The sequence below is a fragment of the Armatimonadota bacterium genome (assembly GCA_013314775.1).
Taxonomy (GTDB): Bacteria; Armatimonadota; Zipacnadia; order Zipacnadales; family JABUFB01; genus JABUFB01.
In genome coordinates, this window is sequence record JABUFB010000006.1 from 49,429 (window position 1) to 72,694 (window position 23,266).

General features: G+C 63.3%; 28 protein-coding genes. 11 read left to right on the plus strand and 17 right to left on the minus strand.

The window, feature by feature from the left end; translation table 11 throughout:
- Positions 1-60: 60 nt before the first annotated feature.
- The 16 genes from HPY44_05875 to HPY44_05950 form a co-directional block, all read right to left on the minus strand.
- Positions 61-456, minus strand: a complete 396-nt coding sequence (locus HPY44_05875) for a hypothetical protein (GenBank protein ID NSW55521.1) — start codon at positions 454-456, stop codon at positions 61-63.
- Positions 457-701: 245 nt separating this feature from the next.
- Positions 702-992: a 4Fe-4S dicluster domain-containing protein gene (locus HPY44_05880; GenBank protein ID NSW55522.1), complete on the minus strand. Its 291-nt coding sequence runs from the start codon at positions 990-992 to the stop codon at positions 702-704.
- Positions 989-2,305, minus strand: coding sequence for an FAD-dependent monooxygenase (locus tag HPY44_05885; protein NSW55523.1), 1,317 nt, complete (start codon positions 2,303-2,305; stop codon positions 989-991). The genes HPY44_05880 and HPY44_05885 overlap by 4 nt, the downstream gene beginning before the upstream one ends.
- A 27-nt stretch (positions 2,306-2,332) precedes the next feature.
- The gene (locus HPY44_05890) at positions 2,333-3,631 is read right to left on the minus strand and encodes an electron transfer flavoprotein subunit alpha (GenBank protein NSW55524.1); all 1,299 of its coding nucleotides are present in this window, start codon (positions 3,629-3,631) and stop codon (positions 2,333-2,335) included.
- Positions 3,632-3,687: 56 nt separating this feature from the next.
- The gene (locus tag HPY44_05895) at positions 3,688-4,497 is read right to left on the minus strand and encodes an electron transfer flavoprotein subunit beta/FixA family protein (GenBank protein ID NSW55525.1); all 810 of its coding nucleotides are present in this window, start codon (positions 4,495-4,497) and stop codon (positions 3,688-3,690) included.
- 26 nt (positions 4,498-4,523) lie between these two features.
- Positions 4,524-5,534: a cation diffusion facilitator family transporter gene (locus tag HPY44_05900; GenBank protein NSW55526.1), complete on the minus strand. Its 1,011-nt coding sequence runs from the start codon at positions 5,532-5,534 to the stop codon at positions 4,524-4,526.
- Positions 5,535-5,689: 155 nt separating this feature from the next.
- On the minus strand, positions 5,690-5,977 hold the full coding sequence (gene atpC, locus HPY44_05905; protein ID NSW55527.1) for an ATP synthase F1 subunit epsilon: 288 nt from the start codon (positions 5,975-5,977) through the stop codon (positions 5,690-5,692).
- A 4-nt stretch (positions 5,978-5,981) separates the two neighbouring features.
- On the minus strand, positions 5,982-7,379 hold the full coding sequence (gene atpD / locus HPY44_05910) for a F0F1 ATP synthase subunit beta (GenBank protein ID NSW55528.1): 1,398 nt from the start codon (positions 7,377-7,379) through the stop codon (positions 5,982-5,984).
- 64 nt (positions 7,380-7,443) lie between these two features.
- A complete protein-coding gene (gene atpG, locus HPY44_05915; GenBank protein NSW55529.1) occupies positions 7,444-8,310 on the minus strand; it encodes an ATP synthase F1 subunit gamma in 867 nt (288 codons plus the stop codon).
- A gap of 36 nt (positions 8,311-8,346) precedes the next feature.
- A complete protein-coding gene (locus HPY44_05920; protein NSW55530.1) occupies positions 8,347-9,903 on the minus strand; it encodes a F0F1 ATP synthase subunit alpha in 1,557 nt (518 codons plus the stop codon).
- A 38-nt stretch (positions 9,904-9,941) separates the two neighbouring features.
- Complete coding sequence (gene atpH, locus HPY44_05925; protein NSW55531.1) at positions 9,942-10,502, minus strand: ATP synthase F1 subunit delta; 561 nt, start codon at positions 10,500-10,502, stop codon at positions 9,942-9,944.
- Positions 10,502-11,026: a F0F1 ATP synthase subunit B gene (gene atpF / locus HPY44_05930; protein NSW55532.1), complete on the minus strand. Its 525-nt coding sequence runs from the start codon at positions 11,024-11,026 to the stop codon at positions 10,502-10,504. The genes atpH and atpF overlap by 1 nt, the downstream gene beginning before the upstream one ends.
- 74 nt (positions 11,027-11,100) lie before the next feature.
- On the minus strand, positions 11,101-11,370 hold the full coding sequence (locus HPY44_05935; GenBank protein ID NSW55533.1) for an ATP synthase F0 subunit C: 270 nt from the start codon (positions 11,368-11,370) through the stop codon (positions 11,101-11,103).
- A gap of 71 nt (positions 11,371-11,441) precedes the next feature.
- On the minus strand, positions 11,442-12,209 hold the full coding sequence (atpB, locus tag HPY44_05940; GenBank protein ID NSW55534.1) for a F0F1 ATP synthase subunit A: 768 nt from the start codon (positions 12,207-12,209) through the stop codon (positions 11,442-11,444).
- A gap of 50 nt (positions 12,210-12,259) precedes the next feature.
- Positions 12,260-12,661: a hypothetical protein gene (locus HPY44_05945; protein ID NSW55535.1), complete on the minus strand. Its 402-nt coding sequence runs from the start codon at positions 12,659-12,661 to the stop codon at positions 12,260-12,262.
- 6 nt (positions 12,662-12,667) lie between these two features.
- Positions 12,668-12,835: an AtpZ/AtpI family protein gene (locus HPY44_05950; protein ID NSW55536.1), complete on the minus strand. Its 168-nt coding sequence runs from the start codon at positions 12,833-12,835 to the stop codon at positions 12,668-12,670.
- A 275-nt stretch (positions 12,836-13,110) separates the two neighbouring features.
- Between HPY44_05950 and HPY44_05955 the strand changes: the two genes are divergently transcribed.
- The 9 genes from HPY44_05955 (at position 13,111) to ychF (ending at position 20,467) form a co-directional block, all read left to right on the plus strand.
- Positions 13,111-13,920: a GntR family transcriptional regulator gene (locus HPY44_05955; protein NSW55537.1), complete on the plus strand. Its 810-nt coding sequence runs from the start codon at positions 13,111-13,113 to the stop codon at positions 13,918-13,920.
- Between the two features lie 105 nt (positions 13,921-14,025).
- A complete protein-coding gene (locus HPY44_05960; GenBank protein ID NSW55538.1) occupies positions 14,026-14,856 on the plus strand; it encodes a universal stress protein in 831 nt (276 codons plus the stop codon).
- A 309-nt stretch (positions 14,857-15,165) separates the two neighbouring features.
- Positions 15,166-15,831, plus strand: a complete 666-nt coding sequence (locus HPY44_05965; protein NSW55539.1) for a DUF1559 domain-containing protein — start codon at positions 15,166-15,168, stop codon at positions 15,829-15,831.
- A complete protein-coding gene (locus HPY44_05970) occupies positions 15,818-16,414 on the plus strand; it encodes an ECF transporter S component (GenBank protein NSW55540.1) in 597 nt (198 codons plus the stop codon). The genes HPY44_05965 and HPY44_05970 overlap by 14 nt, the downstream gene beginning before the upstream one ends.
- Positions 16,411-16,860: a formylmethanofuran dehydrogenase gene (locus HPY44_05975; protein NSW55541.1), complete on the plus strand. Its 450-nt coding sequence runs from the start codon at positions 16,411-16,413 to the stop codon at positions 16,858-16,860. Before HPY44_05970 ends, HPY44_05975 begins: the two co-directional genes overlap by 4 nt.
- A complete protein-coding gene (locus HPY44_05980; protein ID NSW55542.1) occupies positions 16,860-17,582 on the plus strand; it encodes a hypothetical protein in 723 nt (240 codons plus the stop codon). Before HPY44_05975 ends, HPY44_05980 begins: the two co-directional genes overlap by 1 nt.
- Entirely contained in the window at positions 17,564-18,262 is a 699-nt protein-coding gene (locus tag HPY44_05985) for an ABC transporter ATP-binding protein (protein NSW55543.1), read from the plus strand. Before HPY44_05980 ends, HPY44_05985 begins: the two co-directional genes overlap by 19 nt.
- A 45-nt stretch (positions 18,263-18,307) precedes the next feature.
- Positions 18,308-19,210, plus strand: a complete 903-nt coding sequence (locus HPY44_05990) for a sugar ABC transporter permease (GenBank protein ID NSW55544.1) — start codon at positions 18,308-18,310, stop codon at positions 19,208-19,210.
- Positions 19,211-19,459: 249 nt separating this feature from the next.
- Positions 19,460-20,467, plus strand: coding sequence for a redox-regulated ATPase YchF (gene ychF / locus HPY44_05995; GenBank protein ID NSW55545.1), 1,008 nt, complete (start codon positions 19,460-19,462; stop codon positions 20,465-20,467).
- Positions 20,468-20,540: 73 nt separating this feature from the next.
- On the opposite strand, the gene HPY44_06000 is transcribed toward ychF, so the two are convergent.
- Positions 20,541-22,232 carry a hypothetical protein gene (locus tag HPY44_06000; protein NSW55546.1) on the minus strand — a complete coding sequence of 564 codons (1,692 nt, stop codon included), beginning with the start codon at positions 22,230-22,232 and terminating at the stop codon, positions 20,541-20,543.
- A 154-nt stretch (positions 22,233-22,386) separates the two neighbouring features.
- Here HPY44_06000 and HPY44_06005 point away from each other — a divergent pair, with 154 nt between their 5' ends.
- Positions 22,387-22,836 carry a GNAT family N-acetyltransferase gene (locus HPY44_06005; protein NSW55547.1) on the plus strand — a complete coding sequence of 150 codons (450 nt, stop codon included), beginning with the start codon at positions 22,387-22,389 and terminating at the stop codon, positions 22,834-22,836.
- A gap of 36 nt (positions 22,837-22,872) precedes the next feature.
- A complete protein-coding gene (locus tag HPY44_06010) occupies positions 22,873-23,262 on the plus strand; it encodes a hypothetical protein (GenBank protein NSW55548.1) in 390 nt (129 codons plus the stop codon).
- Positions 23,263-23,266: the final 4 nt, after the last annotated feature.

Sequence of the window (23,266 nt, forward strand, 5' to 3'; positions counted from 1 at the left end):
GTAACGCCCTCCCCGACGCAGGGGAGGGCGCTTTGTTTTCTGAACCGTCACCAGAATAGGCTACTGCTGGAGTGCCAGGCGCCTGCATTTCGCGTATCCGTCTTCCACAACCACCGTCACCTGCACCTTACACGGCTCAGCGCCAAGTAGCTCGAGCGTCATCTCACAGGCATTCTCCGCGAGTCCCGCCGACAGAACCCTGCCCAGCTTACGGGGCTCGGATGTGAGCCACTGAATCGCTTCCGTGGGGTTCTTGAACCCCTGCGCATCCCAGTCATCATCGACGAAGCAGTCGCGGATACTCTCGGGCGCAGACTCGTCGGTGTCCAGGCTGTCTCCATGGTCCGGGTCGCCATCAGCCGGTTCAGTCTCGGAAGTCTCAATGGCGGATGGGACGAAATTGCCGAGATCGCGCAGCCATTCCTTCCCCAACTCCTCTGCCTGGCGCAAGGTCATCTTCGGTTTCCCGCAACCCCAGCAGATTGTGAGCAGGCACGCCCAGAGGCACGACCAAGCGCAAAGACCGCGCAGGTCGAAGCGGGAGGCCCGACGTGTGGAGGGGCAGGGTTGAGTGGCGTGATCCACGAGGAGATCAACGGCACAGCAGGGCAGGGCCTTGAGGGGTGACCTGGCCGGCGCCGGCCCGGCGCCCGGATGGGACACGGGGCCCTGCACACGAGGCTTCCGGGGTTAGCTCGAGCCTACCCGAACTTCCAGACTACCCCGAAGCCGCCGCGGGGGTACTCCCAGGAAATGTTGTCGTACGGGCAGACGATCTTGCAGACTCCGCACTCGACGCAGTTTTCATAGGCGACCAAGATCTCGCCGCCCTCCCACTCGTAAACCTCCGCCGGGCAGCGCGGGATACAGGGCTTGTCCTGGCAGCGCGCACAGACCGCCTGATCCTTGATCTTCAGGTGTGAAATCTCATCTGTCTTGTACTTGATCTTGTAGAGTGCTTCGGGCAGGCCAACGTTTCTCTGCTGACTCATATGAAGGACCTCGCGGCGTCCAGCGCATCCCACGCCAGGCCGAAGATGTTGCGTCGCTGGAAAAGCGATTGGATGATTTTCCACTGCTTGGTGCGCTTTGGCACCCCGTCAACCGTGAGCATCTCCCGGGCCGCCTGTGATGCAAACTCCGGGTACACGCTGAAGATCGGGTGGGTCTCCATGTACTTCGACGCGTTGCGGTACTTACGAAGGTCGGATAGGATGAAACTATGCTCCAGGCGCTCGCGATAGTGGTGGAGCGTGCGGGCGCTGAAGTCTCCTTTCTCGTGGGCCTCAATAGCCGTGTCTGCGGCCAGGCGCCCCGAGGTAATCGCCAGGTTAGACCCCTCGCGATGCAGCGAGTTGACCAGCATCGCCGCGTCTCCCGCGATCATGATCCCGTTGCCGAAAAGCTGGGGCATGGAGTTGTAGCCGCCTTCGGGGATCATGTGCGACAGGTACTCCAGCGTCTGGCCGCCCTCAAGCAGCGGCGCTACCATGGGGTGATTTTTCATCCGCTGGAGCAGGTCGAATGGAGTGAAGCCCCCGTGGATCGCGTCCTCTAGAAGCGCCCCGACACCCACCGAGAGAGTCGTCTTGTTGGTGTAGATGAAGCCCATGCCCAGCATCCCCGCCGCGGCATCGGCCATGAGCTCAATCGCCACGCCCTTGGAACCATCGGGCAGGTTGAACCGGTCGTTGATGACCTGCTCGGGCAGGCTGATGATCTCCTTGGTGATGCTTGCGGCCTGGTCGGGGCGCAGGGGCTTTTGCATCCCGAGACTCACTGCAAGCTGCGGGTTGACACCTTCGCACAGGATAACAACCGGCGCGTACAGGTCACCCTCCTCGCGCCCGCAGAGCACGCCTTTGACCTTGTCGCCATCGGTGAGGATCCGGTCGACACGGGTCTGAGGGATGATGAGGGCGCCCGCGTCCTCAGCCTGCTTCGCGAACCATGCGTCGAGCTTGACCCGCAGGATACTGTATGCGTTGGGCCCGTCCTGTACGAACTTGTCGCTGCGATAGCCGAACTTGAGCGCGGAGTCGGGGGTGAGCATCCAGTACTGCTGCTCGAAAATTGAGCGTTCCATCGGCGCCTCGGCCACGAGATTGGGCCAGACTTCGGACGTCGGGCGGACGTAGAGAATGCCGCCCATGACGTTCTTCGTGCCGGGCTTGTCGCCGCGCTCGATGACGATGGTGTTCAGCCCCGCACGGGCGCAGGTGGTCGCCGCTGCGAGCCCTGATGGCCCGGCGCCGACGATGATCACATCAAAGTGCTTGTTACTCGCGCCGTTTTCTGGCGTCATTCGCTGCTGCTCTCCTCGCGGAAGTGGCTACAGCTTCTCCTCGCCCAGGAGGATGCGCTTGAGGTCGCGCTCCCGGGCCACCTTGATCAATTCGGGGACGACCTTGTACAAGTCGCCCACGATTCCGAAGGTGGCCACGTTGAAAATCTTGGCGTTTGGATCGCTGTTGATGGCGACGATCACGTCTGAACCTTCCATGCCGACCAGGTGCTGGATTGCACCGCTGATGCCGCATGCCACGTACAGCCGAGGCCGCACGGTGGTGCCGGTCTGGCCGACCTGGTGATCGTGGCTAATCCAGCCTGCGTCCACCGTGGCGCGACTTGCGCCCACATCGGCGCCAAGAGCATCGGCCAGTTCGCGGATGAGATCGAACCCCGAAGGACCACCCAGGCCGCGGCCGCCCGAGACAATGATCTCGCTGAAAGTCAGGTTTGGCTTCTCCCCACCCTCGCGCGGCCGGAACTCCACCACTTTGGTGGGTATCTGATCCTCGACGAGGTCCAGAGCCTCGGCGATCACGTCAACTCCCCGCCCGGGCTGAGGGGTGGCGGCGTGCATAACCCTTGGGCGCACGGTTGCCATTTGCGGCCGGTGCTTGCGGGTCACGATGGTGGCCATGATATTTCCGCCGAAAGCCGGGCGGGTCTGGAGCAGGTTGCGCGTCGCGGGGTCTATTGCCAGGCCCGTACAGTCGGCGGTCAGACCGGTGTGCAGATCCGTCGCGATGGCCCCCGCGAGGTCGCGGCCCATGGTGGTTGCGCCCATAAGGACGATCTCGGGTTTGTGCTTCTCGATGAGCTGGATGGCGCCAGCCGCATATGGATCGGTGCGGTAGTCGGCGAGCACCGGGGAGTCCATCACGAAGGCCTGATCGGCGCCGAACTCTCCGGTCTGGCGAACCACATTATCTACGCCGTGCCCCAGCACGATGGCACCGAGCTTGCTGCCCAGGGCATCCGCGAGCTTGCGCGCCTCGCCCAGGAGTTCCCAGCTCACCGGGTGAACCTGTCCGCGGGATTGCTCCACGAAGACCCAGACGCCCGAGTACTCGGCGAGCTTCGCCGCAAGTGCGCGCTCTTCGGCCTCCTCATCGGATACCGGCTCGGGCTCTGTCGGGCCGGTGTCACCACCCTCAACGATGATCTCAAAGCAGTTCGCCGGGCAGACCTTACCGCACTTGCCGCAAGCGATGCATTTTTCCATGTCCACCCGCGCGATGCCGTCCACCATCTCGATGGCATCCACAGGGCACTCGCCGACGCAGTAGGTGCAGCCAGTGCATTTCTCCTGCTCGTAGATGAGCGTGCGCTTCTTCTTGGCCATGAACCGGACTCCACAGGTGGGTTACAGTCTCGATCGTTCCGCGGTGCGGGGCGGGGTCAGGCCTGCACCAGACTTGCGAGCTTCTCGGCGAGTGCTTCCGCGGCCGCGGCGGGATTCTCATCGCCGCCGGGGATTATCTCGCCGGGCTCACGAGCAGGCGGCGGGAAAATGCGGTTGACCATGGTGGGCGAACCCTTGAGCCCCAGAAGGTTTTCGTCGGCGTTGATATCAGCCTTGCCCCAGACCTCGGGCTTGTACCGCGCTGCCCGGATCATATTGGGCAGGGAGGCATAGCGGACTTCGTTCATCTCTTCCACGCAGGTGAGCAGGCAGGGGATCGGCGCCTCAATGACCTCGGTGCCCTTCTCAACCTGGCGCAGTATCCGGGCCTTTTTCGCATCCATGTCCACGGATTCAATGCCCACCGCGTATGTGATCTGCGGAATATTCAGGCGCCGTGCAAGACCCGGGCCAACCTGGGCCGTGTCGCCGTCGATGGCCTGCTTGCCGCACAGGACCATGTCCAGACCCTCTTCGTCACGGATGCGCATGAGCGCCAGGCCGATGGTGTAACTGGTGGCCCAGGTGTCCGCGCCTGCGAAGGCACGGTCGCTAATGAGGATCCCGCGATCAGCGCCGAAGGAGATGCACTCGCGGATGACCTCCACTGCCTGCGGGGGGCCCATGCAGACCACGGTCACCTTCCCGCCGTACCGCTCTTTGAGCTGAACCGCAGCCTCGGCGGCGTGGGCATCGTAGGGGTTGAGGATCGACGGCACGCCCTCGCGAACCAGCGTATTGGTTTCGGGGTCGATGCGCACTTCGGTCGTGTCAGGCACCTGTTTGACGCAGACGGCGATTTGCATGTGCAGCCCTCTTGGCATGAAGGGGTTCAGGAACTGCTGCTCTCGTCCTTGTGATGATGCTCGTGTTCCCGGTCACCGTGGTTGTCGTGGCCATGCACATCAGTGTGCTCGTGATCATGCCCGTGTGCGTGGACAGACTCCAGCCCGTGCCGAAAATGTCGCAGGACGCCCTCTTCGTGGGTCGGAGGCTCGCACTCGATCTGCAGCGTGGTCGCCTGGAACCCGAAGCGCTCCTGCAGAAGCTTCTCGAGCTCTTTCCGGATCCGGCTGCGCTCAGCCTCGGAATCCTCGCACACGTTCACATGGGCGCTGAGCGCAGCAAGGTTCGAGCATACGCTCCATGCGTGGAGGTGATGGACACCGAGCACACCTTCCACAGCGCTCATTTCCTGCACTACAGTGTTCAGGTCAATCCCGGGGGGCACGCCCTCGAGCAGCACGTGTACGGATTCGAAGGTGACGCGAACCGCCCCGACCAGGATGATCACGCCGATGCCGACGCTGATCGCCGGGTCGATGACGTGCCATCCGGTAATCGCAATGACACCCGCGCCGACCACTACACCGACGGACGCAAGGAGATCACCAACCACGTGCAGATACGCGCTGCGCAGGTTGATGTCCCCGTGGGAGTGGCCCTGCAGCCGAAAAGCCACGACCCCGTTCGCCGCCATGCCCAGCGCGGCGATGATCAGCATCTCGACGGACCGCACCTCGGGCGGTTCTTGGAAACGGACGTACGCCTCGCGCCCGATGAGGACGCAGATACCCAGCAGTGACAGGCCATTGACCAGCGCTGCAAGTATCTCGGCGCGGTGGAGCCCATAGCTGTGCCGGTCTGTGGGCGGAAGCGAGGCAAGGCGCAGGGCAAGCAGGCTCAGGGCAAGAGAGAAGACGTCGGAGAAGACGTGTCCCGCATCGCTCAAGAGCGCCAGACTGCGCGTCCACAGGCCCCCCGCGATCTCAGCCGCAAGCACGCAGGCCGTCAGCCCCACGGCGAACCGCAGCTGACGCGCCTTCTGCTGGTCATACTCCAATTCGCACTGCTCCATAGCGGCCAGACGCTATTGTATCCACAAATGCCGCTGGGCGCAATTGCGAGGGTAAGGCAAAACGCAGGGGTATGAGAGTCAGGGCCCTCACGGGTGCCGGCCAGTCCATGCACACCGGACCGAACGTGGCCCGACGGCAATCAGTGGGGCGTGGGGGCGACGGTCGGCTCACTCGCGAGGTCATCTGCCAGCACGGTCACGCCCTGGCCAGTGACCTCGAGGACTCCGCCGGAGACTACGAAAGCAACCTGCTGGCGATCGGGCAGCGTGATGGTCAGGTCGCCCTTGCCCAATGCGGCGATGAGCGGCGCGTGACCGGGTCGCACACCAAAGTAGCCCTCGACTCCCGGAGCGCGGAGGGAGTACACCGGGCGATCAAACTGCACGCCCTCCTGGGTGATTATCTGCAGGCGATACGAGGTTGCCATAGGGTTACGCGGTCGCCGCCCTGGTATTCTTCGTCACGTCGTCGATGCTGGCCGCCATGCGGAAGGCCTCTTCAGGAAGCTTGTCGTGTTCGCCCTGCAGGATCTCCTCGAACCCCCGCAGGGTCTCCTCCACCGGCACAAAGGCGCCGGGGATTCCCGTGAAGACCTCGGCCACGAACATGGGCTGCGTGAGGAACTGCTGGATGCGACGGGCACGGGCAACGGTGAGCTTGTCGTCGTCGGAGAGCTCGTCAATGCCCAAGATCGCGATGATGTCCCGCAGATCCTTGTAGCGCTGGAGGATCTGCTGCACACCGCGCGCCACCCTGTAATGGTGCTCCCCGACCACCCGCGGGTCCAGAAGGCGGGAGGTGGAGTCCAACGGGTCCACGGCGGGGTAGATTGCCTGGGCGAACAGCTCGCGGGACAGCGAGACATTGGCATCGAGATGGCTGAAGGTCGTAGCCGGAGCCGGATCGGTGTAGTCGTCCGCCGGCACATAAATGGCTTGCACGGAAGTAATCGAGCCGCGGTGCGTGGAGGTGATCCGCTCCTGCAAGGCACCCATCTCGGTGGACAGCGTGGGCTGGTAACCCACGGCCGAGGGCATGCGTCCCAGGAGCGCGGAGACCTCGGAACCGGCCTGCGTGAAGCGGAAGATGTTGTCGACGAACAGGAGCACGTCCTGGCCGAGTTCATCGCGGAAGTATTCGCACATGGTCAGTGCCGACAGGGCGATGCGCAGGCGGGCCCCCGGCGGCTCGTTCATCTGGCCGAACACCAGGGTGGTCTGCCCGAGAACCCCGGCCTCCTCCATTTCAAGCCAGGTGCTGTTCCCCTCACGGGTCCGCTCTCCGACGCCCGCGAAGACCGACACACCCTCGTGGTTCGTCGCCACGTTGTGGATCAGTTCCATGATGAGAACGGTCTTGCCTACACCTGCGCCGCCGAAGAGACCGATCTTGCCCCCTCGCGGGAAGGGGCACAGCAGGTCGATGACCTTGACACCGGTCTCGAACTGCTCTTCGGCAACGCTCTGTTCCTCGAAAGACGGCGGATCACGGTGGATGGGCAGGCGCTCGCCGGCGTCCACTGGTCCGCGACCGTCGATGGGCCGGCCGAGAACGTCGAACATGCGCCCCAGGGTTTCCTTCCCCACGGGAACGGTGATCGGGCCGCCGGTGTCTTCCACAGGCATCCCGCGAACGAGACCGTCGGTGTTGTCCATGGCGATGCAGCGCACCATGTCGTCACCCAAATGCTGCGCGACCTCGACAATCAGGTCGATCTCCCGGGCGTCGTCCTTGATGCGCAGCGCCTGCAGTAGCGCGGGAAGCGCATCCGCCGGAAACCGGACGTCGACGACCGGCCCTCGTACCTGAACAACCTTGCCCTGAGCCATATTCTCATCCCAACCGTTGATGGTCTGCAGTCTCGTCTGCCCGGCGCAGCCTGGGCGGCGCTGTCTATCCCGAGGTCAGCGCTTCCGCGCCACTGATGACCTCGAGGATCTCTGTGGTGATCTGCGTCTGCCGGGCCCTGTTCAAAGCGCGTGACAGGTCAGTAATCAGTTCTCGCGCATTGTCGGTAGCCGCGGTCATGGCCGTCATGCGCGATGCTTCTTCGGATGCCGCCGACTCCAGCATCATCCGGTACAGCGCCGCGTCGATGCTTCGCGGCAAGAGTGTGGCCAGCAGTTCCTCCGCGGGTGGCTCGTAGATATAGCGAGCAACGTCACCGTTCCCGTGATCGGCCGCCGGCGGCTCGATGGGAAGCAGTAGGCGCACCGCAGGGACCTGACTGATCGCCGACAGAAACTGGGTGTAAATCACATACACCGAATTGAGCTGGCCCGCGAGGAAGGCGTCCTGCAACGAACGCGAGAGGTCCACCGCCATCCCGAAGCGCTGGGCGTCGTCGGGCGAATCGCACACAGTGTGGGGCCGGCAGGCGATGCGGGTCAGGAACTGCCCGGCTTTCGGGCCCACAGCCCACAGCTTCATCGGCTCATCGAGCTCGCTGATGAACTCCTGCACCCGGCGGTGGAGTGACACGTTGTAGCTTCCGCACAGTCCACGGCTCCCGCCGATGACCAGCACACCCACGGTGTCCGCGTCATTGTGCTGCAGGAGCGGATGGGTTATCTCCCCGGCCTGTGCGGCCACGTGCTGCATGATGCTGTCCAGGGCATTCCAGTACGCGCGGCCGTTCTCCACCTGCCCCTGGACCCGGCGCAGCTTCGCGGCCGCCACCATCTTCATGGTGCGGGTGATCTTGGCGATCCCCTGGACCGTCCTGATTTTCCGTCGTATTGCGCGCAGGTTCTCGGGCATGGCTCAATCCAATGGCCGCCGAAGCGGTGACGGTGTTCAGGCCAGACGGCAAACCGCACCCGTGGACGTGTCTACGGGCTCTTCACGGATGATGAAATGATCCTTCGCCTCGCCAATCGCTTTGGCGAGAAGCCCGGCCATCTCGTCGCTTAGCGCGCCGGTCTCGTGCATGTAATGGGCGATCTGCGGATAATTCTCGTGTACGAACTGGATCATTCGCGGTTCGAATGCCCTGATCAGCTCACGCGGTACGTCCCGATAGTGCCCCTGGGCTCCCGCGAAGATCGCGATGGTCTGGTCCACCACGGACATAGGCGCGTACTGGTCCTGCTTGAGGATTTCGACCATGCGGTCGCCGCGGTCAAGGATGGCCCGGGTCTCCTCATCGAGGTCCGAGGCGAACTGCGCGAAGGCCTCATATTCGCGGTACGATGCGAGGTCCAATTTCAGGCGACCGGCAACCGACTTCATCATCTTCGTCTGGGCGGCCGAGCCTACGCGCGAGACGGATCGGCCCACATCGATGGCCGGACGGATGCCCTGGTGGAACAGGTCGGACTCAAGATAGATCTGCCCATCGGTGATGGAGATCACGTTGGTCGGGATATACGCTGAGAAGTCCCCTTCCTGGGTCTCAACGATGGGCAGGGCGGTGAGTGAGCCGCCCCCAAGCTCGTCATTGAGTTTGCAGGCGCGCTCAAGCAACCGGGAATGCAGGTTGAAGATGTCTCCCGGAAACGCCTCACGGCCCGGTGGACGGCGCAGGAGCAGGGAGACCTCACGGTACGCCACTGCTTGCTTGGATAGGTCATCGTAGACAACCAGCGCGTGACCGCCGTTGTCCCGCACGTACTCGCCGATGGCGCAGCCGGCATAGGGGGCGATATACTGCAGCGCTGCCGGGTCACTGGCTGTGGCGGAGACGATGCAGGTGTAATCCATCGCGCCCTCGCGGCGCAGCACTTCGGCCACCCGGGCCACCGTGGACTGTTTCTGGCCGATGGCGACGTACACGCACTTCACGCCAGTGTCGCGCTGGTTGATGATGGCATCCAGCGCGATCGCGGTCTTTCCGGTCTGGCGGTCGCCGATGATCAACTCGCGCTGTCCCCGGCCGATGGGCGTCATGGAGTCGATAGCCTTGATCCCCGTATGGAGGGGCTCGAAGACCGGCTGGCGTTCAACCACACCAGGAGCTTTGACATCAATGCGGGCGGTGAGATCAGACTCGATCGGGCCGAGATCATCCAGCGGCTCACCCAGGGGGTTCACCACACGGCCGAAGAGAGCCTCGCCCACTTTCGTCTCGGCAATGCGCCCCGTAGCCTGCACGCGGGCGCCTTCTTCAATGCCGACGTCCGGTCCGAGCAGAATGCAGCCGACATTATCCTCCTCGAGGTTCAGGGCGATGCCCATCACCCCGCCGGGGAACTCAACCAGTTCGGAGACCATGACGTCATCCAGCCCGTAGACGCGGGCGATACCGTCCCCGACCTGCAGGACAATGCCCACCCGCTCCATGCTGAGCCGGGACTGATAGCGTTCGATCTCCTCACGGAGTACCGCTGAGACTTCCTCTGCGCGCAGAGGCAACTGGAATCACCTCGGGACAATCAGGCGGATGCGGGCGGTCAGTCACCCGATGCGAGCGCCGGTTTCGCTGACACTTGCTCGGCTAATCGGGTCAAGTGCCCCGCGAGGGAGCCGTCGATCAGGCGGCCAGCCATGCGGATGCGCGCGCCACCAATCACCTCAGGTATCAGGTGGTACTCGGTAACCACCGGGGCGCGAACAAGTCGGGACAGGGCAAGTTCGAGCCGCTCCTTCTGCGCGCTGTCGGGCTCCCAGGCCACTTCCACGTGAGCCCGGACAACGCCGCGCGCAGCGTCCGTAAGGGCGGCGAAGGCGTCTGCGGCCCCCTTGAGAACCTCGGTGCGTTTCTTCTCGAGCAGCACCGAAATGAGGCCCCGCACGATCTCGCTGGGCGGATTCCCGGCGATGCGCTCGAGAATCTCGGTCTTCTCTTTCGGCGTGATTTCTGGGTGACGAAGCACTCCCTGTAGCCGCGGGTCGCTGTTGATCGCCAGCTGGAGCCGGGCTAGTTCCTCGCCCACCATCTCCACCTGTGCGCTCTTGACGGACAGATCATAGACCGCCGCGATGTAGCGCCGGATGAGGGTGTGGTCAATCATCAGCCGTCACGCTGCTCGGCAGCCAGGCGCTCCACATCGGCGATAAACTCGTCGATGAGTGCGCGGTGCCGCTGTTCATTGAGGGCCTGGCGAAGCACGGACCGGCACATGCGGACCGAGGTCTCGCAGACCTGGTCGCGCAGTTCCGTGGCCGCTTGCTGGCGGTCGCGGTCGATGGCGGCCCGAGCGGTGCGCTCTGCGTCCCGGGACTGCTCGCGGGCCATGCGCACCATTTCCTCAGCCTTGCTCTGGGCCTCGCGCGCGAGTTCCGCGGCGCTCTCCTCGGCTTGCCGAACCAGGCCCTCGCGCTGCGAACGAATGTCCTCCAGTTCGCGAGCAGCGGCCTCGCGGCTCTCCTCGGCAGCATCAAGATCGCTTGCGATCTTGCGCTTGCGCTGCTCGATGAAAGCCCCGATGGGCTGGAACATGATTCGGCGCATGAGCCAAAGCAGGATGACAAAGCCGGTGATATTGACCACCAGCACGCCCGGCTCTATGCCCAGGTCATGCAGTATGGATGCCATGGTTTAGACACCAGCCATCAGGACATCGGGATGGCCCGGCAGCTCGCCCGGGCCGAACCGTCACGCGGGTCTGACTAGTTGCCGCCCATTGCCTGCACAACGTCCATGACCGCCGGAAGCTTGCCATAGAGCATGAAGAAAATGAGCAACGCGTAGATGACAAGGGATTCGATGAGCGACAGGGACAGAATCAGGGCGAAGCGGATGTCGCCGGCTGCGTCGGGCTGGCGCGAAATGCCTTCCATCGCCGCGGCCGCGGCCCTTCCCTGCGCCAGACCGGCGCCGATGACTGCGATCGGCAGTCCGAGCCCGACAGCGAGAGCCAGTGCTGCACCGTAGATCATTTGAGGCCTCCCTCAGTGTCTTTGCCGGGCGCGGGCCCGGTGCTGTGGATATCAGATTCACCGGACCGCGGTCAGGCCGCCTCCGGACTGTGCTCGTGACCGTGGGCATCGCCATGGTCGTCGCCGTGCCCCGCTGTCGCACCGGCGATGTACGCCGCCGATAGCATCATGAACACCAGCGCCTGTACGAAGCTCACGAAGATATGGAACAACACCATCGGGAAATGCAGCGGAATCGGGATGTAGATCTTCGCGTAAATCGCAGCCGCCATCAGCAAGAGTTGGGCGATAATCACATCTTCCCCGAAAATGTTGCCGAAAAGTCGCACGGCCAGGGACAGCGGCCGTGCGAGCTCACCGATCACGTGAATCGGGATATTCAAGAGAAACAGGGCCTTCGGCTCGCCCACGAAATGCATCAGATACCTGATTCCCTGGCTCTTGAAACCGCAATACTGCACGTAGACGATTGTTGTCAGAGACAGGGCGAAGGTCATGTTCAGCGACGCTGTGGGCGAAAGAAACCCGGGGACCACGCCCAGAAGATTGAGGGCCGTGATGTAGATAAAGAGCGTCCCCAGGAAGGGCGCGTACTTCGCGCCGCCGGGCCCGATGACATCCTCGCAGAAGCCCACGAAGCTCTCATAGGCCCATTCCCAGAAAATCTGGCCGCCGCTTGTCGGGCGAAGGCGCAGGTTCCGCGTGCCCACCCGGACGAAGATGACCACACAGAGAAGAACCATCAGAGCCGTGATGGAATTCGCATCCAGGATATGCCTGAGCGATTCCGGCTCCAGGTGAACGATCGCGTTGATCCACGTACCCGGGTGTTCATGCATACGAGTTCATTATTGCGCAGGTGTCGCCAATCTTTAGCGATCGGCGCGATCTAGCCCCGTCCGGTGTCGCGTGTACGCCTTGAGCCTGCGATCTCCCCGGCCAGCGCTACGAGCATCAGGACAACCATCGGCAGCGTATACCCCGCCGCCAGAACCGGCAGGGCCGCCTCACTCAGCTGCGTCGCGCCCCAGAAGGCCAGTCCGGCAATGAGGAGCTTGGCGACGTACAGTGCGGTCGCCCGCACCTTGCGCCAGCGCGATGCAACACCGGGTCGCGAGCGCTGAACGGTTCGGGCCGTGATGCCGATGAACGCGACACCGAGTGCGGCACCCACGAGAAGCATGGCCGGAGCGTAGGGGTCGAAGCGGACGATGAGCGCGGCGACCACGGCGAGGGCGGCGGTTATCTGGCAGGTGCGCTTCAGGATGTGCCGCGTCCGGGCTTCGTCCAAAGCCCGTCACCCCTTCTGGATGGCCCGGAGCAGTTCGCGGAATCCGGCGATTGCACCCAGCAAAAAACCGACCACAGTGAAGGCCGGCTCTGCATCGAATCGTCTGTCCAGCCACATCCCCGCGCCGGTTCCGATGGCGATGCAAAAGGCGAGCGTCAAACCGACAACGCTCATCTTCAGCGCGTCTGCCCAAGCCCGCCGATCGCCCGTCACGAAGACCACCGCCACAGAGCCGGAGTGTAAATGTGGCCAAATCGGTTGTCAAGGCCGGCGCCGCGCGGTCAATATACTGATTATAACCAATTGGCTCCTGTGAACGCGGCGAGTGTACTCCTCGGGATGCCGATTGTCAAGGTTGAAAAGAGTGCATCATTGTAATAACATAATGACCGCGCTCGGACTGATTTCCCGGGTGCCCGGGGAACTTCCCGAATTATGGCGGATCTTACGTGAACTCTGAAGGGGCTGCGCACCCGCGCCGCACCAATGCTATGGCCGAGATAAGCCTCCACAAGCTGCCTCCGGGCGAAAATACCCCGCTTTATGCCCAGATCATGGGCATACTCGAGCAGGAGATCCGCTCGGGCCGTCTCAAGCCGGGCGACCAACTCCCGACCCAGGAGGCCCTTGCACAGCATTTCGAGGTCAGCCTGGCGCCGGTAAAGCAGGCTCTGCGAGAGCTTGAGGAGCGCGGGGTCATTGCCACACGCCAGGGACGGGGGACGTACATCCTTGATGCGACTCCTCTCAGCGAGGAGATCATCGACGCCAACCGAATCCCCAACTTCACGCGGGACATGACCGAGATGGGCCGCGAACCCTCATCGCGGGTCCTATCCATCGAGGAGGCGGCAGCCCGCGACGAGCCCCAGGCAGCCTCCGAGCTCAAGCTCCATGCCCGCGAGAAGCTGGTCCGGATCGAGCGCGTCAGACTCGCGGACGGCAAGCCGCTTTGTCTCCAGACCTGCTTCTTCCCGCACAGCCGTGTCACGGGAATTGTTGAGCGCGGGCTAAGAGACGGGGAGTCGTTGACGTCAGTGCTTCAGGGGGAGTACGGTATCACCATCGCGGTTGCACGTCAGACCATCTCGGCGACCGCGGCGACAGATCGCGATGCCCGGGAGCTCCAAATCACCCCCGGCGCGCCAATGCTCCTGGTGGAAAGAACGTCCTTCCTGAGCACCAGCGAACCCGTGGAGTTCCTGGTGGACCGGCGCGTACCTGACTTCAGCTTTATGGTTTGGCTCAGGCGCAAGTAGGATAACAATAAACTGGTACCCTTGGCGGAGTGAGGAATCGCTGGAGCTGTGGCCGGGGCCTGACTCACTCCGCGTCTTCGCCATTGCTCAAGGCCCCCGAACGAGATGCGCAACATACTGGTGGGTTACGACGGCTCCCGGGGTTCTGCAACCGCGCTACGGCAGACTGTCCCTCTCGCCGAGGCCTTGCGGGCGCGTGTGCGCATTCTGCAGGCAGTGGAACCCGCGACTCCCCAGGACATGGTGCGCGTGGACGAAGGACCCGACCCGGTAACCGTGGTGGATCGGATCGAGGCCATGCGGTCACGTGAGGAAGTCGACGAGAGCCCCCTGCCCTCCGACGCCGACATGGACGCAGCCGTGCGCATCGTGGAGAACGCCGGCGTGGCCTGCTCCTGGCAGACACGCCACGGAATGGCCACGCGCGTGCTTCCCGAACAATCCATCGCTATGGACATGCTGGTCCTCGGCAGGCGCGGCACATTGCGGCGCAGCGCGGTTGGGCGCACCGCGGCAAGCATCATCTACCACCCGACCGTCCCCACGCTCCTTTGTCAGGATGATCCGCTGCCCGTTCACCGACTTCTGCTGATTTACGAGCCCACGCCTTCCGGAGGCCGCGCCCTGCGAGTGGCCGGCGAGCTCGCCTCGGAGCTGAACGTCACCCTGGATGTTGCCGTCCCGGACACCGACCGCAGGCGCGGTGAAGAGAACCTCGCCTACGTGAGCAGCGCCCTGCGGGCCTACCACGTGGAAGGCGAGCGCGTGCGTTTCAACGGCGCCCTGCCTGAAGCGGTCTCCGAGATGGCTCTCGAGATGGGTAGTTCCATGGTGGTCCTGGGTGACGGTCACAGTTGCCTGTGGCCCTGGAGCAAACCCGCCAACATCCGCGCAGCCGTGCAGGTCCCCGGTGCGCTGTCCCTCGTGGTGCCCTGATCCGGTCAGTCTAGTCTGCGCCCTCTTTCCAGGAGCATTGGTCTCCTGGAATGCGTGTCGCCTGAGGCCGACTTCGCGTTCAGCGTGCCCTTCGCCCTGAGCCGTTGCGGACGGATCCATCCGGAGCCTGACGACACAGGGCAAGGCCCCATTACCACCGTCCCCGCACGCCTGCCACACACTAGGCAGGCACCCATCCCACAAGATCGATGGTCCTACCCCTCTTTCTCCCAAGCTTGACAGCCGTGCCCACTTTCTGTATGTTCTAGGTAGCACGATTCTCACAGATGTGCTACTGGAGGATTCCCCTTGAGGTCAGCCGGCTTCACCCTTATTGAGCTCCTGGTCGTGATCGCGATCATCGCCATCCTCGCGGCTATCCTGTTTCCGGTCTTCGCACGGGCTCGGGAGAAGGCAAGGCAGATCAGTTGTCTGAGCAATATGAAACAGATGGGCGTATCATTCTTCATGTACAACGCGGACTATGATGAGACGTACGTCATCAACCCCGAGTGGAAGAGCCGCCTGCAGCCCTACATCAAGAACACTCAGATCAACATCTGTCCCAGTCGCAAGGACCTGCCCTGGTACTACGGCCAGGGCTTCAACATCGGCGTTCCCGCATTCATAGGCGCCTATGTCCCCGGTTTTTTGGGAATGCCGGAGTCGGCAATACAGTCGCCGAGCAACAAGATACTGGTGGTTGAGTGGGACCGCTGCAATGCGGGGCCTCCGTCTGGCCCAACGGGCCTGTTTGCCGGCGGCGCCACCTGTTTCTGGGCGTGCACGATCATCCACAACGGCGGCTCTAATGTGCTCTTTGGCGACGGACACGCCAAGTGGATGCAGCCCCAGCAATATCATTCCAACATGGTCAAGGAGGACGGCGCAGGCAACCCCACTCCGGCGGGTGTGACGGCGGTGCCTGAATCCGTCTGGCGAAGCTACTGGGATACGAGCTATGCAGTCAACTGAACCCCCTGACCGGAAGGACGCGGATGCACTCTCCGTCGGCGAGCGGCTCCTGGACGCGCGGGACCTGGCGTTGGGGGGTCTGTTCGGGGCGCTGGGCATCGTTGTGCCCATAGCCTTCCACGCGCTTGGGCCGGGCATGGGACCCATCTGGCTTCCCATGTATCTGCCCTTGCTGGCGCTGGGGCTGCTGGCATCTTGGCGCACAGCCCTCATCGTCGGCCTCATAACCCCCATCCTGTCGTCTGTCCTGACCGGGATGCCGCCTATCGCGCCGGTAGCCCCGCTTATGGCCTTTGAACTCGGCGCCCTGGCCACCTCGGCGAGTCTGTGCCGTCAGGCCGGAATGAGCATACCTGTTGCGACCGTAGTCGCAATCATCGCCACGCGAGTGGTCGGCACCCTGGCGCTGGTCACCATCGGCCGCGCAATGGGCATGGAGCAGTCCGTGCCGGCCTATGCGATCCTGGGCCTCGCCGTGGCATGGCCCGGCATCCTGCTGCAGTTGACAGTGGTTCCCGCGGCCGCCTATGCTATTGAACGGACAAGCATCATAGGTCCGCGGTGGAAGAGGAACCCAAAGTGAGCGAGCACACTCACGAACATTCTTTGCACAGCAGTGTCGATGAAATCGCCATCTTGCGAGCTTTCCACGGCCACCTCGGCCCCTATGTGTTTGCCGGGATGCGAATGGGCAAATACGCGGTCGCCCGTTTGAAGGCGGACCCGCACTTCGGGGTCGAGGCCGATGTCTTCTGCCCCGATGCCCCCCCTCCCTCGTGCGCAATCGACGGCATTCAGTTCTCTACAGGCTGCACAATGGGCAAGCGGAACATCCGGCATCATGTTGCCGAAGGCGTTGCCGCTCGGTTCGTCAATCGCAAGTCCGGCGAAACCATCTGTGTCCGGTTGCGCCCTGCCGCTCTGGCGCTTGCGGTGGAGGAAATGCGCCTGCACAATGATGAGGCGGGCGCTCGGGTCATTGAACGCATGTCCGATGAGGAACTCCTGGAGGAGCTCGCCGACCTGTGATGGCCGTTTGGAAACTATCGCCATCCCTCCTCGTCGGCCTGCTGTGCGTTGCCCTTCTCGGAGCGTGTCTGGCCAGTCCCAGTCATCCCCAGGGTCTGTGCACCATGGGTCTTCTGGCGGCGTGCGCCTTGGTGTGGTCGCGCGCCAGGCTGCGGGAAGTTCTCGTCAGTGCGCTACCGCTCATCAGCTTCGGCTTGTTCGCGCTGCTCCTGCTGTTTCTCGCTCCAGTCGGCGACGGTGTCCGGACCGTTCCGGTTCCCCTCCTTCAGCGCTCAGTGTCCGCTCAGGCGCTGCAGTTCCTCGGCGCGATCTGGACCAAGTCAGTCCTGGTGGTGGCGTTCACACTTTCCTTCGCCCGAAAACTGTCCGAACGCGACCTCCTGGAGGGCTTGCTGGGACTCCGGGTCCCGCACCGGATCACAGCCTTGTGCACCTTGATGTTGCGCAGTGTCAAGTCGGTGCGGGGTGAGATCCTGCGGATCATTCGCGCCCAGAAGTCCCGGGGAATGCCGCGCGGGCTGCGAGCTGTGCGAGTCGCCGCCGCCATCGTGCAAGTGCTACTCATACGTCTCGGGCGCCGAGCCGAGTTGCAGGCTCTTGCATTGGTTTCCCGCGGCTACCGGGGGCAGTTAGGTCTGCTGGATGTCCGCGCGGTCTCCCCGTTGCAGGCCGTGGCCCTTGTCGCCGGGGCGGTGATAGTCACGTGGGTGACGACCTGGTAGCCATCGAACTCCGCGACGTCTCCTTCGCTTACCCCGACGGTTCGCCGGCACTCGAACAAGTCTCCCTGCGGGTGCCGATCGGAGGCCGTCTTGCGCTCATCGGCCCCAATGGAGCCGGCAAGTCCACTCTCCTTCTCCACCTCAACGGGCTCCTGCGAGGCACAGGGAATGTCACGGTGCTGGGCATGCCCGCCCGCGAGCCCTATCTGAGCGCCATCCGTCGCCGCGTGGGTCTGCTTTTCCAGAACCCCGACGATCAACTCTTTATGCCCACAGTGTTTGACGAAGTTGCCTACGCTGCAATCAACGCCCAATACCCGCCGGACGAGGTCCGCCGGAGAGTGGCAAAGGCCCTGGCCACTGTGGGGATGACCGATTTCGAAGGGAAGCACCCCGCAAACCTGAGTGTTGGCCAGAAGAAACGAGTCGCGCTGGCGTCGGTCCTGGTCACGGACGCAGAGATACTCGCCCTGGACGAGCCGTCGGCCGGCCTCGACCCCGGAGGCCGCGAGGACCTGATGGCGCTCCTAAGCTGCCTTGACTGCACCCTCGTTGTGGCCACTCATGACCTCGGTCTCGCGGAAAAGGTCTGCGACAGCGCGGCGGCTATCAAAGCCGGGCGGGTCTTGTGCACGGGCAGCGTCTCGGAGATTGCTCGATATCCGGGCCTGTTTCGATAATGCCCGAAGGAGGCATCCCCGGCACCGAGGGCGAATTGCTCCTTCATGACCGCCAGCGAACGGCGTGACCTGCGAAATGGTCTCCTGTTCATCTCCCCATGGATCGTGGGCTTCCTCGTATTCATGCTGGGCCCCATCCTGTTCTCTCTGTACGCCAGCTTCTGCGAATACTCTGTCCTGCGCCCGCCGGAATGGATCGGTGCTGCCAATTACTCCGAGCTTCTCACTGACGAAGTCTTCCGCCAGGCAATCGGCAACACGCTGATCTTCGCCGCCTTCAGCATCCCACTGGGGCTCGTCGTTTCCCTGGCGTTAGCTATCCTCCTCAACAGCGGCGTCAGGGGGCTCACGGTATTCCGCACCATCTTCTTTCTGCCCTCGCTGGTACCCATGGTGGCTCTGGCCATCATCTGGCTGTGGCTGTTCAATGGTGAGCACGGAGTTCTCAACTATGTGCTCAAAGCGGTTTTCGGTGCGTTGGGCCTCAAGCTCACGCCGCCCGGGTGGCTGTCGGACCCGGCGTGGTCCAAGCCCGCGCTGGTGATGATGAGCACCTGGACCGTGGGCCACGCAGTGGTCATTTACCTCGCGAACCTGCAGGACGTGCCGGAGCAACTTTACGAGGCGGCGGAGATCGACGGCGCGACCTACCTGCAGAAGCTGCGCCACGTGACCCTGCCCATGATCTCCCCTGTGATCCTGTTCAACCTGATCATGGGGATTATCGGCACACTCCAGACCTTCGCGGTGCCGTATGTGATCTCCCCACGCGGCGCCCCCGCGAGGTCCATCTATTTCGTGGCCATGTATCTTTATGACAACGCCTTCCCCTACCTGCGCATGGGCTATGCCTGCGCGATCGCCTGGATCCTCTTCGTCATTATCCTGGTTCTGACGCTGCTGGCGTTGCGGCTCTCCGCGCGGCGCGTGTATTACGGCGGCAGCTGACGATTAGGAGACGACCGGCGGGCGAGACCCACGCACCACCCGTTCTTGCCGAGACGACCCTGCCGGGGTGATGCTGCCGCTGGTCCTACGCCTTCTGCGCCATCGCCACCATTGACTTCAGACTTCCCAGCGTCTATCATCTGCGCGCTGTTTCCAGTGGATGTGCGCGCGCAAGGTGACCATCACCGAAACCCGCAACGTCGCGGCCAAAGGTCGCGGCGTTTGATTTGTGCCTGGAGTTGGGATGCTGTGAAGATCGGAATCATTGGCCCACAAGGGTCCGGCAAGAGTGCAGTACTCAGCTGTCTGACCGGAACCGACGGAAGCGTGAATATCGGCGTGGTCGGTGTCCCCGACCCGCGCCTCGAGGTGTTGTCGGGGATGTACAAGCCCCGCAAGACCACACAAGCAGACATCACTTTTGCCGAGATCGGCTGCGCGTCCGCGAGTAAGCTGTCGGCTATCACCGGCGCCCTGTCCCAGACCGACGCGCTCGCGGTGGTCACCGGGGGGTTCGCCCATGGGACTCGCGCAGCAGACCTGGACAGCTTCCTGCTTGACCTGCTCCTCGCAGACATGAGCGTGGTGGAGAACCGGTTGGCAAGAATCGAAGAGGACAGGCAGCGGGGTAAGAAGGAATCGCAGGCCGAGAAGCCCCTGATGGAGCGGCTGCAGAAGGCTCTCGCTGATGGTGTGCGTCTTGAGAACGTGGAGGTCAATGCCGACGAGGAGAAAGCACTGCGCGCTTATCAGTTCGTGACCCGCAAACCCACCCTGGTGGTGGCGAATGTTGCCGAGGGGGACCTGGGCAACGGAGTGGCTTCCGGCATCGCGGAGACCGCCCGCCAGCATGGCCTGCGGAGTCTGGAACTGTGCGCGCCGCTTGAGGGCGAGATCGCCCGGCTCACCGAGGAGGACCGCGCCGCGTTTCTCGCGGACTATGGGCTGGACGCTCCCGCGCGCGACCGGTTCATCCGGGCCGCGTACGAACTGACCGACCTGATTAGCTTCTTCACCGTGGGGCCGGATGAGTGCAAGGCGTGGAGCATCCGCCGGGGCACACTGGCTCCCCGGGCTGCCGGCGCGATCCACAGCGACATCGAACGCGGGTTCATCCGGGCCGAAGTGGTGGCGTATGAGGACCTGGTCGCCAGTGGATCGCTGCAAGAGTGCCGTGCGCGGGGTCAGGTGCGGCTCGAGGGCAAGACTTACGAGGTGCGCGACGGTGATGTGATCGACTTCCGTTTCGCGGTGTAATGCGGAAGTTGCGACGCATCAGGGCCGGAGTCCATCGCCTCCGGCCCTGTTGATCCTCGCGAGCGGATGCCGGCTACTTGCCGATCAGGAGCAGGTCCAGGAAACGCATGGCGTCGTTGGGGTCGATGGTCCCGTTACCGTCCAGGTCGCAGTTCGCGTTGGTAGCCCCGCCTTGCTGGCAGGTCTTCCACGAGCCCACGAAAAGCGCCTGGTCCTTCTGGTCAATCTTCCCGTCATGGTTCACGTCGGCGCTGGCAAGCAACGTGACTGCCTTGACGGCGTCAATGCGGGTGAGCAGCTGGGACGGCCAGACCTTCACCAGCGTCTCGATCTTACTGTTGGCCGTGGCGCTGGAAAGCGGCGTGACCTCAACGCGAAGATCCTTGTACTCCTCCGGCTTGATCAGGCCGAGACTTGCCCCACCTTGGGCAGTCGCGTCCGCCGTGATGTCGTTGCCGCCCGTCAGCGCATCGTAGTACCGGACGCGCCATCTCGAGTTACCGGCGGAACCGAATGCGAAGAAGGTATCCTGCGTCGCGCCGCGGTTGAGCACCCGCACGATGTAGACGCTGGTCGCGCCGGGCATCGCCGGGCCGTAAGCGGTCTGCCCAGAGCCGTCCTCACCATACTCCTTGGTGCCCACGAAGCCTCCGCCCGCCGGGCCCTGGATCAACGCGTCAGGCTTGGCATCGGGCGGCGGGGCCTTGAGCTTCACCACAACCGCCTGCCACATCTGCAGGCCGGCGAAGCGCCCCATCCAGTTCATCGTCCACGTGTGGCCTTTGTCATTGTCCCAGGTTGTGCGGATGTAACAGGTCTGCTGTCCCCCGGAGGTGTTGTATCCGTAGCCCACGAACACATGCTCGCCACACATGAGCATGACCGGGCGACCCGCGTTGATTTCGCCGCAAAAGTCGGAGAAGCGGAAACCCTGGATCTGCGGGCGGCCGAAGGCGTCCACAAACTGGTCGGATGTGGTCAGTTGGACGTAGAGCTCCTGGGCCTCGTAACCTTTGTCCTCAACGAAATCCAGCATGCCCGATGCGCCGTCGTGCTGGTAGTTGTTCGGGAACACGTTGCGCATGGCTCTCACGTACGAGGCCGTCATGGGTGTTGCGTCCGAAAACTGATAGAAGACGGTGACACCGTCGCGATTCCCCTCGGTGATCCCGGCACCGGTAGCGACGTTGTCGAAGCGGCTGGTCCACATGAAGTCGCCGGTGCAGTCGAAGGGTGAATGGGGCGTCCAGGGAGGGATGTTATCAAGGCACGGGTCTCGCGAGGAGTTCGCGCCGGACCACCAGTCATCCACGTGGCCTTTGCTGGTGCGCCCGCCGACACCTTTGTGCGAGGCGGCAAGAGGAGATTCGCCGTAGGTGGGGTCGGCCATAGTGTCGGGCCAGACTTCCTCATTGTACAGAGGGCATTTGCCGTCGTTCTCCTTGCCGGTGAACATCTTCGAGTAGCCCTTGTAATCGTAGTACCCGAAGAGGATGGCTGCCGCGGTATTGGCGCATCCGTAACACCAGGTCCAGGAGGGCACGTTCTGCAGCAGCACCGGAGTGCCCGCTGCGCTGGTTACGGGCACCGGCGGCATGACCGACGGCGGCCTGCCACCCATTACAGCTATGCTCAGGTTCGTGCCAGGAACCTCGGTGATTGTTGGCAGCGCCGGCCCGGCATCCTGACAGAGCGCAGAACCAAATGAAGCCAGTAACGTCACGGCAAGGGAGAACGCATACGCTGCGCGAACCTGGAGGGCCATAGCCAGACCGCCTCTCTGAAGAGTGCGCGGGTGCGGGGCTGCGAGCACAGCGGTTGGGGGGATCTACCGGGCGCCCCCCGGGGGATCAGCAATAGTGTAACAGAACCCGAGTTTATCAACAATAGCGGCAAATCTTGAACGGAAGAGCACATCCATGATCGAGTTGACAATCATTGGGAGAGATGGGAGCGCCTGCGCGGGCGATGGCCCCGTCACAGATGCGCCGGCAGAAGTGCTGGAGGCATTCCGCAACATGTATGAGCAAGTGGGTTATACTCCGCCCTGGGTGGGCTATGTCGCGCGAGAGGCCGGCAACAGTGTGGGCACCTGCGCCTTCAAGGGCCCACCGGCAGATGGGAGGGTGGAGATCGCGTACTTCACCTTCCCTCAATACGAGGGTCGCGGCGTCGCGACGCGAATGGCATCCACCCTCGTCAATATCGCGCGGGAGGCAGACCCGACGCTGACCATCACTGCGAGGACGCTCCCCGAGCAGAACGCCTCCACGAGGGTGCTGTCGAAGCTCGGATTCATGCTGGCCGGGACGGTGGAGGACCCGGAGGATGGCAGCGTCTGGGAATGGGTGCTGCAGAACGGCGGCTAGTCGCTGCCTCAGCATGGATTCGCGGAGGAGAGAGGCATGGAAATCAAGTCCGCAAAGCCCGCCGGGACCTGCACCATGTGCAACACGAGCTGGCCCGATCTCGCGAGCCTCGTGACCGATCCCGACCTCGAGGTTGTCGGCTATCAGGCCCGCTTCGACCGCCCGCACGAGGGCCTCGTGCTTGTAACACATATGCTCGAGCACTGCAGGACTACCCTTGCCATCAGCGTGGCAGATCTGCGGCCTTTGTACTTTGGGCCGGTCTATAGCGAGCGCATGACCGGTTCCAGCGACTGCCCCGGGTTGTGCCTGCTGCAGAATCGGCTGGAGGAGTGCGAAGCTCAGTGTGACATGGCCTGGGTGCGCCGGGTGATTCAGTTCATGCGCAGGCATGAGCTTCCCCCGGAATGGCCCGGACATGACTGAAACT